The organism is Paenibacillus sp. FSL F4-0243 (assembly GCF_037963295.1).
Classification (GTDB): domain Bacteria; phylum Bacillota; class Bacilli; order Paenibacillales; family Paenibacillaceae; genus Paenibacillus_AQ.
Map to the genome: position 1 here is coordinate 6,372,958 of NZ_CP150151.1, position 13,480 is coordinate 6,386,437.

General features: G+C 35.2%; 9 protein-coding genes. All 9 read right to left on the reverse strand.

What is annotated here, in order from left to right:
• Positions 1 to 79: 79 nt before the first annotated feature.
• The 9 genes from NSS87_RS28370 to NSS87_RS28410 all read right to left on the reverse strand — a co-directional run bounded on the left by NSS87_RS28370 (position 80) and on the right by NSS87_RS28410 (position 13,480).
• Positions 80 to 2,185, reverse strand: coding sequence for a glycosyltransferase family 39 protein (locus NSS87_RS28370; protein WP_339243667.1), 2,106 nt, complete (start codon positions 2,183 to 2,185; stop codon positions 80 to 82).
• A 1,056-nt stretch (positions 2,186 to 3,241) separates the two neighbouring features.
• Positions 3,242 to 5,635, reverse strand: a complete 2,394-nt coding sequence (locus tag NSS87_RS28375) for a glycosyltransferase family 4 protein (protein WP_339243669.1) — start codon at positions 5,633 to 5,635, stop codon at positions 3,242 to 3,244.
• Positions 5,636 to 5,648: 13 nt separating this feature from the next.
• Positions 5,649 to 6,848: a glycosyltransferase family 4 protein gene (locus NSS87_RS28380; protein WP_339243670.1), complete on the reverse strand. Its 1,200-nt coding sequence runs from the start codon at positions 6,846 to 6,848 to the stop codon at positions 5,649 to 5,651.
• Positions 6,849 to 6,861: 13 nt separating this feature from the next.
• Positions 6,862 to 8,364, reverse strand: a complete 1,503-nt coding sequence (locus NSS87_RS28385; protein WP_339243672.1) for a class I SAM-dependent methyltransferase — start codon at positions 8,362 to 8,364, stop codon at positions 6,862 to 6,864.
• On the reverse strand, positions 8,357 to 9,622 hold the full coding sequence (locus NSS87_RS28390) for an ABC transporter ATP-binding protein (protein ID WP_339243674.1): 1,266 nt from the start codon (positions 9,620 to 9,622) through the stop codon (positions 8,357 to 8,359). The genes NSS87_RS28385 and NSS87_RS28390 overlap by 8 nt, the downstream gene beginning before the upstream one ends.
• Before the next feature lie 9 nt (positions 9,623 to 9,631).
• Positions 9,632 to 10,408 (reverse strand): ABC transporter permease, encoded by a 777-nt coding sequence (locus NSS87_RS28395; protein ID WP_339243676.1) that lies wholly within the window; start codon positions 10,406 to 10,408, stop codon positions 9,632 to 9,634.
• Between the two features lie 13 nt (positions 10,409 to 10,421).
• Complete coding sequence (locus tag NSS87_RS28400; protein WP_339243678.1) at positions 10,422 to 11,372, reverse strand: GDP-mannose 4,6-dehydratase; 951 nt, start codon at positions 11,370 to 11,372, stop codon at positions 10,422 to 10,424.
• A 31-nt stretch (positions 11,373 to 11,403) separates the two neighbouring features.
• Positions 11,404 to 12,366, reverse strand: a complete 963-nt coding sequence (gmd, locus tag NSS87_RS28405) for a GDP-mannose 4,6-dehydratase (protein WP_339243679.1) — start codon at positions 12,364 to 12,366, stop codon at positions 11,404 to 11,406.
• A 37-nt stretch (positions 12,367 to 12,403) separates the two neighbouring features.
• Positions 12,404 to 13,480, reverse strand: coding sequence for a mannose-1-phosphate guanylyltransferase (locus tag NSS87_RS28410; RefSeq protein ID WP_339243681.1), 1,077 nt, complete (start codon positions 13,478 to 13,480; stop codon positions 12,404 to 12,406).

Here is a 13,480-nt window from a genome sequence, read left to right on the forward strand (position 1 = left end):
ATTTTCATTAGCTAGCTTTAACACACAACAACTACTTAACCTAAGTGATTGTGAAATAAATTCTACTATGATTCTTAATTCATTCTACCTCCAAGCTTTCTAGTTGAATTAGTAACTCTCTACTATCTCCATTCATAAGAACATTATTAGGAATAAATGAATTTTCAGAAGACACATTAACAACAACTTTATCTTCGTTTATATCCTTTTTCAGCTCAACTTTATATACTTCACTATTTTCCTTATCTATTTTTATTTGATTATTCCCTTGTTCTGTACTAAATTTCATGTCAATTACTCTATTGGGATTGGATCCTTTGGAAATATTCAAGTATAGATTAAATTTGTCTTTCCCTCTTAAACCATATGTTTCTATACTAAAATTTTTCTCAGTCCAATTGTCAGAATACCTGTTGTTAATTAAATACTGAAGATTCATATCCATCGATTCCAAATTATAAATATCATATTGAGCCAAATTCGTATCCATTTTCTTATAACCATCAATCTCAATATTTTGAAGTGTGTTTATACGGGTAATAATATATTGTGGATAATTAGTCAGATCAACTTGTTCATTGATTTGGAACCCCGACAAGCGAATATCTTTAATACTAAATTCACCTTCATCTTCTAACTTATTAACAAAGTCATCAAAGAGCATATATCTATAATCTGTATCCTGAAGGTTCATTTCTAAATTACTTTCACTTGCAACTGTTTGCCCTATAAGCAATACATCCTTATTTCCAACAATATGATTAATTGCAGTTATGTCCTGAATCAAACTTTCTTGCACTATTTTATTGTCATTCTGCCAATCATACCAAATAATTGTATTCAATATAAATGAACTGAGGATGCCGACGAATAAACCTATTGAAATCAACTTTTTATTTTTACGAATTGCATACAACATTAAAATTATTATAAAAAGAAAAAAACTCTTTATTAAATACTCTCCGTATGCATATCTATCAAAATAACGAAAACTTATAATGATGGGGGAATCAATTGATGAGCCAGGATTAATACGTAATGTTGCAATGATTATAAAAGCAGACGTAATATACAGTACATTAATTAATTTTTTATACTGATCACTATTCAAACCAATTTCCCATGAATATAATCCTAAGGTAATTAAAATTACGAAATAGCTGTAAATGTATCTAAAATGCACCCTTATACTAGTGTCATTCGGTGTTTCAGAACCAATTGTTAAGAATATTGCAACACTTAATGTAATAAAACACGTTGTTAATACTATTAGAGCAAATTTTTGTTGATAATCTGTAAGTTTTCTGAAATTAAGAATTATTAATATAATCGGTATTATTCCAGTACAAAGCAACAATAAAAGTAAGTATATATTTATCGCATAAAAATATCTGATTAGTTCTTCAATATCAAATAATTTTTGTAATAATACATGAACGAGTGATGATGAAGCAAAATCATTATTTATGTCATTATTAACAAAGTAAAACCACTTAGTGTAGGCATAGTTAAAAACAACAAATGTACATCCGAAGCTCCCTAAAGTAACAAGAGATTTCTTTACATTTTTACTACTGAATATATCCCACACAAAAAAGATAACTAATGAAACCAATAAAGCTAACCCAAAATCCTTACAAATCGTTAATAGAAACACTAAGAATCCTAACAAGATTGAGGTAGCCAATTTATTTTTATCGCTTTTAATTAATCTAATAAGTACCAATAAAGTAAGTAGTGTTAAAGGATAAAACAAATTATCTTGCAATATTTTGGATGAATACGCCATCTCAGGCATTAAGCAATTTAATATAACACCAAAATATGCAATCTTTCTACTACTTGTAATCGTTATGATAATTTTATAGATAAAAAATACGGTTAAACTCATCAGGAATACATTTATTGATATTACACCTACATACTGATAATTATTAGGCAAATTAAACGCCGGAGCAATGAACATTGAATACAGAATTGTTTTGATATCCATATTAAATCCTCTAAAAATCATTTCAAAGGATTTATTTATACTACCACCTAAATTATACCAAAGAACTTCATCGTAAAACGTATCTGGAATCACGAATTTAATTGCCAAGTATAATCTAACTATGAAGTTAACAAGAAAAATAGCTAACAAGACATATATATTTTTAAGATCCCTGATTTTTTCCGTAACCATGTGTTCCTCCCTAAATTTCAGTAACCTCTCGGCATACCCCGAGGCATATAAATCGAGACTCTGCCAACCCAATATTACATATATAGGATCATATAAACACTAAAAAAGACCGCTCATTCGGTAGACTGCTTGTACTCATACTAAATTCCGAAACGAGACGGACTCATGAAAAAGTCTACCATGCTCCAGTCCATACTTCAATCCGTACGTACTTACCGAAGAAGAGGTATCATCTGTTTAAGAACTACTCGGTTACACGGTACAGCTTGTTCCTTTAGCGACAGGATTGGACACAAGCAGCCCTAGAACAAAGGGATGGTCCGCGAAAGCACTGCCGATGATGTAGTCGGTGGATGGTTCAAAGCCGATTACTCTACTTTTCTAAAAAGCAAAGACGGTTCCTTTCGAGTAGTTTAGTTGGGTGCTTCAGAAGTGCAATCGACAGGCACACCGACAATTGAAACTTTCAAAAGAATTACTACTTATTGATTCGACAACATGCCCATGGGCTAGACCGTCTGCCATAAGTCCCTTTTTATGGCCAACCGGCTGGAATTAATTGCACGTAGTGTTTCGTTCTCCCAACGTCCATCCGTTAAACATCATAAAGACAGAAGAGTCGCGACATGATGGTCCTGTAGGAAAAAAATCGCCGATAATATGTACATCCTTGTTAAGGTTCTTGCTTATGGAAGGATTAAACGAATTGATCAACAACCTTACTGATGGAAAATCGGCCAATCTCCCCTAGTCCGAGATATGACCTGCCTTCTGGGAACGCTTCAATGTCGTTCCCAGAAAAGACATCGTCTCCTAATTTTTCAGGACAGACACAGTCATGAGATTCGGTAGGCATCGTTCTGAGACACGTGTGATATGATTTTGCAATTGTCGCTCCATTACTGGTTAATAGTTCTACCCAATATATGCAACATACTAATGAAAATGTTATGATTGCAAATCCTCAAAGGTAATCCCTATCTGTATCCCTTTCCATCTTATCTCCATATTAATTATGTTATTCTGCACTCTAATGCTAAACTCTGAGAAATAAGCTCAGTTTTGATCATTAAATAAATCTATTATTTTCAGAGAAATCAAATCCCATGAAAAGTTTTCAACAATATATTTATATGCGTTTCTAATGTAATCATTTTTTAATTGTCCATCTTTAGACAAGATATCAATCATCTTGACAAATCCGTTTAACTCGCTAATGACCAAGTGTTCATTTTCAAAATCATACCCTCTAGCCCCAACCTTCGTCGAAATTACAGGCACGCCATTCGCCATATACTCAGCAATCTTTAGGTTTGTTCCCGAACCATTCAACATCGGGTTTATAGCAATATCCGCAATAGAGTAGATCAAGCTTTTCATTTCCTCGCTTACAATTCCAGCAAATGCTACATTTAAAGGTGGGGTTATCCCCTTAAAAGCTTCGCATTGACCACCCATAACTATAAAGTGGCAATCGGGTAAACTTGGAGCTAACTTCAGTATTTGTTCTACAGCTTCAAGATTAGGCTTATGCCAACTACCAATAAATACTATTATGTTTTCATTTATCAAGCCAAGTTTTTCTTTTAGGATCTTCTTCTCTTCTGGTCTTGTATATTTATTACTCGCCAAATCAACTCCATTTGGGACAAGTACGAATTTATCATTTCCCGCATCTTCAACTTCAAATAATTCTTTGAACTTGGATATATCCTCTGATGAACATGCCAATATATAATCACTAAGTCGTACAGCTCTTTGCTCAAGCTTAAATAAATCCTTCAAAAGATCCTTTGTCATCTTACCATCAGGAAGCATATTCTTCTTCAGTTCATATTCTACATTTTGAGCATCATATACAACCTTTTTCACACCACAATATGGTTCAATGAGATGAAATAAATAAGGCTGAGATGCAATTAAAATATCACCATCGTCCAAATACTTCTTAGAAATTTCATGATATTCAGGAGTATAGTGAGATAACCTCTCCATTGCAATATCAGTGATTGGTATTCCTACCTCACGTTCAATCTGCCACTCTTGATCTTGATGTTTTTGGGTCTTTGGTATACTTATTTCTGCAAAACCAGCTTTATCAAGCTTGTAATACTGTCCTTTATCATTGAGACTAATAACAGTTACATCGAATTCATCTTTCAAATTATAATACAAATTATATGTTCTCAGTTGTCCTCCATGTTGTTTTGGGAAAACTGGATAAGTAGATAAGATAACAATCTTTTTCTTTTGTATTGCAGTGACAGGTGGTGAGACGGATATCCCCTTATTATTAAGTAAACTATGAATTGTGTTCAACCAAGTTATTCCCTTTACTGTTTCATAACCTTTTTCTCCTAGTTCCATTGCAAAAGGAATATCATTAATAAGTCGTTCTAGTTGGTGTGCTAGACTTTCTGGATTACTTTCAGCAATTAATCCAGTGATTTCGTGTCTTACGAACTCCGTCGTGCCGCCAGAATCTCTACATGTAATTACCGGCTTCTTACAATGCATCGCCTCAATAGTCGCTAGTCCATAATCCTCATCATAAGGAATATATATTACTGCCAACGCATTTTTATATAGGGTTGTTAATTTTTCATTGTTAATGTAACCCACAAACTCTATATTGGAGGCATCTCCAGCGAGTTCTTTCAACTTATATTCTTCTGGGCCTGTTCCAGCAATCAGTAATTTAGCATCAGGGTTCTTTATCAACTTCATTGCTTTAACAACCATCTCAACTCGTTTAGCCCCGTCCAATCTCCCCACGATCAGAAAGTAATCATATGCGCCTGTTCCCAGTCCTTCAAGCGAGGTTGGAGGATGGATTACATCAACATTTACATTGTGCGGAAAATAGTCTTTTCTAACTTTCACAGTGTTGGAAATCGAAGTATATCTATTAATTCTGGAAGGATGAAGAGCCCAAGCATCCAAAAAATGAATAATAGCCCTAATAAAGGGGCCTGGAAATGAAAACAAAGATTCTGGATATGAATTCCTATCCTTGTATAATTGATCAATCCTTTCAAAAAATGAGTCCAAATCGCTATTTAAATTCGCCTTATTGTTCGTATAATCAACTATCTCATTTATGAGGCTATATTTTGTTTTGGACATATTCTCAGGCATATTCATAAAGTGGTACGTATCAAACAATCCTCTAAGATGATGCGCCATATAAACGACATGATTATGATGACTAACCATCCATGCAGGGTATTTAAAACTTATTACCATGTCAAAATGACTCAAATCCAGTTTATAAAAATTTCTATAACTATCAATAAGCTGCCAAAACCCATTTTCCTCTGTAGGGATTTTAAAAAGTTCAACCCTATGATCCGTCAATTTATCTATATTATAATATAGCCCCAACATCAACTTTTCGATGCCACCTACTGCGAATGGTTTAGGACTAGGAGAGATAATGGCTATATTCATTCATGAGCGCCTCCTACTTTATAATCGTTTCCGATATTGTTCTCATTGCATTATTCCAGGAGTATAATCTGCTTGTTTCATAAGCATTCCCCCCCATCTGTTTAGCCAGATCTGGATTAGTCGCTAATTTATATATTGCTTCAGCAAGAGCAGTAGAATTAGGCTCTACTAGAAAACCATTCACGCCATCTTTAATCAATTCCGCATATCCACCACCGTCTGTACAAGCAATTACAGGCTTTTTGAATGACATTGCTTCAATAGCCGTTAGTCCGTAGTCTTCCTCATAAGCAGGACAAACTACACACAACGCGTTGGCATATTCTTTAAATAATTCGTCTTTCGATACTCTACCTGTAAAAATAACATTTGATTTCAAATGTGTCTTCTGGGATTTATGAAGTATGTCTAAATGCTCTTTTGTGAACGCTCCATTGGACATTTTCTTCCAAACAACTTCATCTGATATCTCCATTTCTTGCTTAGCCGCATACGTCAGCAACTGATCTATTTTTCTAAGATCTCCGGTTCGTCCACCTTCACCAATAATTCGCCCTTGAACTTCTGGTATTTTTTTCATAGCCTTTACAAATAGTTCAGGTCGTTTGGGAAACTCATGCCTTCCAACTATTATTGGAGACTGATATGAGACTGGTCCATTATAATTATATATGTCGTTATCGATCCCGGCATAAAAAAGGTCTACATTTATACTTAGGTTATTGTATTTGGCAATCCTTTGCTTTATGGTTTTACTTCCCGCTAAAATAGTAGACACTTTCGACAGACTAATAGAGTCAATTTCCCTTATCACTTCTTGAGCCTTCAGATGAAATGGTTTATTTAGCCCGACTTCTTGAATAAGTTCTGATAAGTCATAATGAACCTTACTATGATGATAAAAGAGGGCTATATGCTTAGGATGCTGTATAGCAAAGGACGGAGGTTGAGTGCTTATGACTGTATCATATAGCGATAAATCCATTCTCATATATTTCCAAAAGTAATTAATATAATTGAAAAATTCAACATTCTGTTCATACTCATCGTTGCTTACAGGGAACGGAATATTATTAATACTTCTCTCCGTCGCATCCACATAAACGATATCTACTTGGTGTCCGATTCTCTCTAATTCTTCTTTAATATGATTGATAACTACTTCGAAACCACCGTTAATCTTATAATCAGGTTTAATTATTCCAATTTTCATAGTCTCCTGCCCTCTACTTGCGCGCTATTAGAGCGTAGTCTTGATCTCCAAACAAGAGATCATTTAATCTGTCAATTGAGTTGTTGATTTCCTCTATATTTTGAATACTGTCCAATGAAGCCTGGACATGAGGCAATGCAGATTCTTTCTCGACTCTCCCTGAGTAAATGACCTTAGATTCTCTAAAACCTACTGACTCTGTCAAAAATTGAACCGTAAGAGGATGCACCGGTTTCACATGTGTAGGGTCCATATAGAAAGAACGATTAAAGATAGCAAGTGTCTGTGGATTTGGAGTTTCCATAATCAAGTAACATCCAGGCATCAATTTATTCCATGCCAGCTCAACTAGTTTGATAATACTATCAAAGGGAATATGTTCTATCACCTGCCCTAGGAAAATCCCTCCAATAGAGTTATCCTCCTGTTGTTCTAAATAGTTAATTGCATCTTGTTTCACAACAGGCAATCCTAGATCTTGGCAATATTCAACCATTTCATCTGTCATGTCAATCCCTTTAGCAGAAATGTTAGAATTTAGAAGAAGTTCAATAAACTCTCCTCGCCCACAACCTATATCTAATACGTTTTGCTTACTCTCAAAATAAGGAAGGTACTTCATCTGTCTGTTTCGAATATCCTCATTTGATCCTCTAAATCTATTTTCAAAAAGGAGATAGTCAAACTGTGATTCCTCAGTTGCAGATTCCGTTTTGTCCTTATCAATATTCACATGCAAAGAAGTAGCATCTGCAATTTTCAAGTGAGTATTTTTAGACTTTCTGATTCTATAGTTTAGAAAGTTGAGTTCCGCTCTTAATTGCTGCTCGTTAAAATGAATCCTACCATTCATCTCATCTAATTTTGGGAAAATAAAATTATTCATAGTATTTTTCTGCTCATTTGTTAATTTATCTATAAGCTTTATATCCTCTTGAACTACATTTATTCTTTGCCCGATATTATGAAAGACTTCCTCATTATCAGTCAAACGATCTAAATCACTCTTCAGATGTTCAAATTTAGTATGAGTTTCATTTTCATATTTTCCGATGATGTTATCTTGTCTAGACAATCTTTCTTCCATTAGGTTTATTCGATTCATTAATTCATGTTGTGAGGAAGTCAACTCCTCAATTTTCGTTTTCGCAATTAATAACAAATTAGTCGTTTCATTAAAAGAACGTGTTATCGATCCATTAAACTCTGTTTGAGATTTAAAGGGAGTAGCAACATACCATCTTAGAAATTTGCGCACAAACTTTTTCCCAAAGACTATTAATTTGCCGGAGACTTTACGGTGAGATGTGATAGGTTGGTCGGCACTCACATTCCATAACAAATTATTTCTTTCAACCTCTTGTTTTAAACGGGCTATGTCAATTTGACCAGCCATAGTAGGCAATTCTTGATTGGAACTATAATCCAAAGCTACTTCTTCGCCATTGGAATACTGCACAATCTGTTTTTTTAAATGTTCCATTAGTTCTTCTGTTGACTTAAACTTGTTACTCATTCTCTTTCTGACCTCCTTTATGAATCCATTGATGCGGCAAGTAGGCTACTCCTATTTCCTCTTCGTAAGACTTAATGTTAAACGTAAGTGCTCTTGTTATATAGTCATACGGAGTTCCATTTTCATGATGACAGGCAACATCCAAATAATATTCACCAGCAACCAAATTCAGATGCTCAATAGATACTTCTATAACACCGGTATCATGTAAAATCAATTTTTCACCGTCAATATGTGTATTAGTTCCGTAGCAACAATATCCATCCATTTTATAAACACCAATTCCAAATACAGGTTTATCTATTTTGAGTTTTGCAGCCTCATAACTAATAAGTACCTTTGCCGATTTCCCTTTTTCGAAAAAGTGCTTTTCTTCGCCAGCAGCATCAACCATTTTCACATTTCTGATCTCAGCCAGTTTATTCCCCCATCGTTCACCCTGTTCTACAACTTCTAACGCTTCCACATTTTTCACGGGAGCTGTTACAATTTCAGACTCAGCCGTTAGTCGTTTTTCTTCACTCTCGTTTAAGAAGTCCATATAGTTTCTGACTACCTTCCGAGGTTCACCATGATCAACTAATCGCGATTCGTGTATCCAATACAACTCGTCACATAGTCTTTCCATTACTCCGTTGTCATGCGATACAAAAACGATGGTCTTCCCTTGACTCTTAAAGCTTTCAATCCTGCTGATGCACTTCTTTTGAAAGGCATTGTCACCAACTGCCAATATTTCATCAATTAAAAGAATATCTGGGTCAACGTGAACCGCAATAGAAAAAGCCAATCTCATATACATACCAGAGGAATAGGTTCTTACAGGGTTTTCAATAAATGGGCCCAATTCAGCAAAGCGAATGATTTCGTCAATTTTTCCATCAATCTCTTTCCGTGACAAACCAAAAATGGACGCATTCATATAAATATTCTCACGTCCTGTGAAATCCATATGAAAGCCTGCTCCTAATTCAAGCAGGCTAGAAACACGTCCTACAATTTCCACTTTCCCCGTATCTGGTTGCAATATACGAGTAAGTATCTTCAACAAGGTACTTTTACCTGATCCATTCCGCCCTATTAGTCCAATCATTTTACCTTTGGGTACATCAAACGAAATATCCCTTAGGACCCATTTTTCTTGGAAGACACCTTTACTTCTATAAATAATACGATCTTTTAAAGTAGCCGGTTTGTCCTCAAATATTTTGAATTTTTTTGAGACATCTGAAACCCTAATCGCAATGTTAGACATCATATCCACCCTCTAGATTTCTTCAATAAATCTAAACTTTAATTTTGCAAATATTCGTTGTGAAATAACAAGAAGTACTAAGGAGAAAAGACCAATCACTAAAAGAGAAATTATATCAGGCATCTTGTTATAATAGAAAACATCTCGATAAGCGGCCATTATCATGGCAATTGGATTGTAATAAAAAAGCCACCGAACCTTTTCTGGTACATTTGATAATGGGAACAACACCCCTGATAAATAAAACAAAGCGTTCACTATGATTACAAGCATATGTTCTAAATCTCTAAAAAAAACAGTCAGCGATGATACCAAAAAAGTGATTGCTAAAGTTAATATTACTTGTATTAACAAAATTAAAGGTAGATAAATATAATACACATTCGGATAATAACCATACAAAGAAAGCGCAGGAATCAAAATCACCAAACCGTAGATATAATTTACTAAACCACCCATAACTACAGATATAGGCAAAATTTCATGTGGGAAATAGATTTTTTTGATCAAGTTACCCGATCCTACAATAACAGAGGAACCACTTAAAATTGAATTCGAGAAAAAATTCCACGAAAGTAATGTACTAAATAAAAATAGGGGGTAATTATCAACTTCCATTCTAACAACAATTGAAAAAAGAACAGAATATACCACAAGCATTAACAAGGGATTGAGAAACGTCCACAAAAATCCAAACACAGAACCTCTATACCTTGTTCTTAGGTCCTTAGAAACTGAATTTTTCAGGAACTCTCTATATTTATAAACATCAATCCAGTCATTTATCATCCAGTTTCTCACCTTAACTTTGATCTCTCAATTTTTTCAAAACATCACTAAGTGTTTGCGTTAAGCTAATGGTTGGTTCCCAATCGGTTAAACTTTTAAGCTTAGTGTTATCCCCGATGAATACTGGGACATCTACGGGTCTCAGCTTATCACTATCAACAACGACATCAATGAAGGAATGAGAAAGTGAGAGCAGTGTATCTAATATGCTCTGGATGGACGTTGCCTTACCAGAACATACATTAACACTCCCCCCCCAATCAGCATTTTCATCTTGATTTAGTAAAAGATAATACGCATGAACAATATCTCGAACGTCAGTAAAGTCTCTTTGTGCACTTAAATTCCCCACTGATATTACGTTGTTCTGTTGTCTTCTTTCAATTTGTACAATTTGATTTGAAAAATCAGACACAACAAACCCTACACGTTGACCAGGTCCTATGTGATTAAACGGCCTTGCGTGAATTATTTTTAATCCATAGGCAACAAAGTAATGTCTTGCCAGCATCCCCACTGTAGCTTTAGAAATACCGTAAGGAGATGTAGGTTTCAAACAGGCATCTTCAGAAATAGGCTTATACTGCTCATCAGGACCGCCATATTCCTCTGAAGAACCAACAGTTAAGACTTTAACTTTCCCCTTGATTGTACTGTTAATAACAGCCTCTAATAAATGTATAGTGAGGTTCACGTTGCTTTGAAAAGTAGTTGATTTGTCTGTCCAAGAATCCTTGACCGAGCTTTGACCCGCTAAATGATAAATAAAATCCGGTTGGACATCATCTAGTACCTTCACAAGACTACCGACATTTTCAAAATCAACAGGAACAATTTTCATACCAGGGATAATTCCATTAAAATTATCCCTGGTGGTTCCCCAAACCTCAATTCCATAATTCATTAAGTAGCTTGCCAAATGTTGACCAACAAAACCAGTAGAACCTGTTATCAAAGCCCTCATTAGTAAGCCTCCTTAATTATGAAAATAAGTCCTATTTAGACAATTTTTCAAGATCACTATCCACCATCATTTTCACTAGCTGTTCAAACCCAACCTCAAGTTCCCAGCCCAGTTTTTCTTTAGCCTTGGTGCAGTCACCAAGTAACAGATCAACTTCAGCAGGTCTTACAAACTTCTGATCAATTACAACGTAGTCTCTCCAATTTAACCCAACATGGCTAAATGCGATTTCCACCAATTCTTCAATAGTATGTGTTTCGCCAGTCGAAATCACGAAATCATCTGCTTTATCCTGTTGCAGCATCAACCACATAGCTCTCACGTAATCGCCAGCAAAACCCCAGTCTCTTTTTGCATCCAGGTTACCTAAACGAAGTTCGCTTTGCATTCCCAACTTAATTCTTGCAACCGCATCAGTAACTTTACGAGTTACAAATTCAATTCCCCGACGCGGAGATTCATGATTAAATAAAATACCGGAGCAAGCATACATATTGTAGCTTTCTCTATAGTTTACTGTAATCCAGTGACCGTATACTTTAGCAACTCCGTAAGGACTACGAGGATAAAACGGCGTAGTTTCTTTTTGTGGAGTTTCTACAACTTTACCGAACATTTCACTGCTAGAAGCTTGATAGAACCTAGCATCCGGTTTTACTAAACGCACAGCCTCAAGCATGTTGGTTACACCAATCCCCGTTGCTTGTCCTGTAGCAACCGGTTGAATCCAAGAAGTTGCTACAAACGATTGAGCCGCTAAGTTATATACTTCATCTGGGTTAGAGATGCGTACTGCATTAATCAGGGAGCCCATATCAAGCAAATCTCCATCAATAAATTCTATTTCATTCTGCAAATGTTCGATATTCTCAAGAATTGGCACACTTGTTCTACGGCGTAAACCGAATACTTTATATCCTTTAGAAAGTAAGAGTTCTGCCAAATATGAACCGTCTTGTCCTGTAATACCAGTAATGAGTGCGTGTTTAGTCATTGTAATAAATTCCCCTTTAATATTAATTAATTGTTAATTATAAATATTGTTCAAGCTTCTGCATACGTAATTCTTTAAGCAGTAGCTTAACCTCTTGAGCCTTGTCTTTTGTACAAATTAAGGTTACATCTTCAGTATCAACGATTATCAAATCCTCAACACCAAGTGTAGCAATTAGTTTCCCGTTGCTTTCAATAATACAGCGCTTTGTATCTAGGTTTAATATGTTGCCCTTAATGACATTCCCATTCTCATCCAGATCACTTATTCTTTCTAAAGCAGTCCAACTGCCCACGTCATCCCATCCAAAAACACAAGGAATAACATAGATATTATTTACCTTCTCCATAATCCCATAGTCAATAGATTGATCTGGCATTTTTAGAAACTCAGAACGAATAATTGCGTCACGATCTTCAGAATCAAAGACTGTTTTCATAGTCTCTAATATATCGTGCATCTCTGGCATAAGTTCTTTAATATAACCTCTGATAGTCTCAATTTTCCAAACAAAAATACCACTGTTCCAGAAGAAATTACCGGATTCTAGATAAGATTGAGCCGTCTCGAAATCAGGTTTCTCAACAAACTTATTTACTTTATGAACATTCAATTCATTAATTTCCTTGAATTGGTCACTACTTTCAATGTATCCATATCCGGTCTCTGGATACGTAGGTTGAATACCGAGAGTAACAAGATTACTATTATCCTGAGCTACTTCAACAGCAGTTTTCAAGATTTGCACAAATCCTTCTTCATTCTCAATAATATGATCTGAAGGTATAACTATCATTGTGCTATCTGGAAATCTGTCTTCAATAATGATGGATGCCAACCCAATACAAGGTGCTGTGTTTCTTCCGACTGGCTCAATAATAATATTTGCATGAGGCAAATGCGGTATTTGAGCTTTAATTAATTCAGCATAAAGTTCATTGGTTACAATAAAAATTTGACTGATATCAATTAACTTTTCTAATCTAGCTATCGACTGTTGAATCATTGATTTGTTCCCTGAGATGTTTAAAAATTGTTTTGGGAGATTCGTTCGACTTTTAGGCCAGAAACGTTCTCCCTTTCCACCCGCCATGATCACACAAGTAATTGTCAT

Bases quoted from the DNA above. Each gene is read 5' to 3' on its own strand.
- NSS87_RS28370 (WP_339243667.1), bottom strand. From the start codon at position 2,185: ATGGTTACGGAAAAAATCAGGGATCTTAAAAATATATATGTCTTGTTA.
- NSS87_RS28375 (WP_339243669.1), bottom strand. From the start codon at position 5,635: ATGAATATAGCCATTATCTCTCCTAGTCCTAAACCATTCGCAGTAGGT.
- NSS87_RS28380 (WP_339243670.1), bottom strand. From the start codon at position 6,848: ATGAAAATTGGAATAATTAAACCTGATTATAAGATTAACGGTGGTTTC.
- NSS87_RS28385 (WP_339243672.1), bottom strand. From the start codon at position 8,364: ATGAGTAACAAGTTTAAGTCAACAGAAGAACTAATGGAACATTTAAAA.
- NSS87_RS28390 (WP_339243674.1), bottom strand. From the start codon at position 9,622: ATGATGTCTAACATTGCGATTAGGGTTTCAGATGTCTCAAAAAAATTC.
- NSS87_RS28395 (WP_339243676.1), bottom strand. From the start codon at position 10,408: ATGATAAATGACTGGATTGATGTTTATAAATATAGAGAGTTCCTGAAA.
- NSS87_RS28400 (WP_339243678.1), bottom strand. From the start codon at position 11,372: ATGAGGGCTTTGATAACAGGTTCTACTGGTTTTGTTGGTCAACATTTG.
- gmd (WP_339243679.1), bottom strand. From the start codon at position 12,366: ATGACTAAACACGCACTCATTACTGGTATTACAGGACAAGACGGTTCA.
- NSS87_RS28410 (WP_339243681.1), bottom strand. From the start codon at position 13,480: ATGACAATTACTTGTGTGATCATGGCGGGTGGAAAGGGAGAACGTTTC.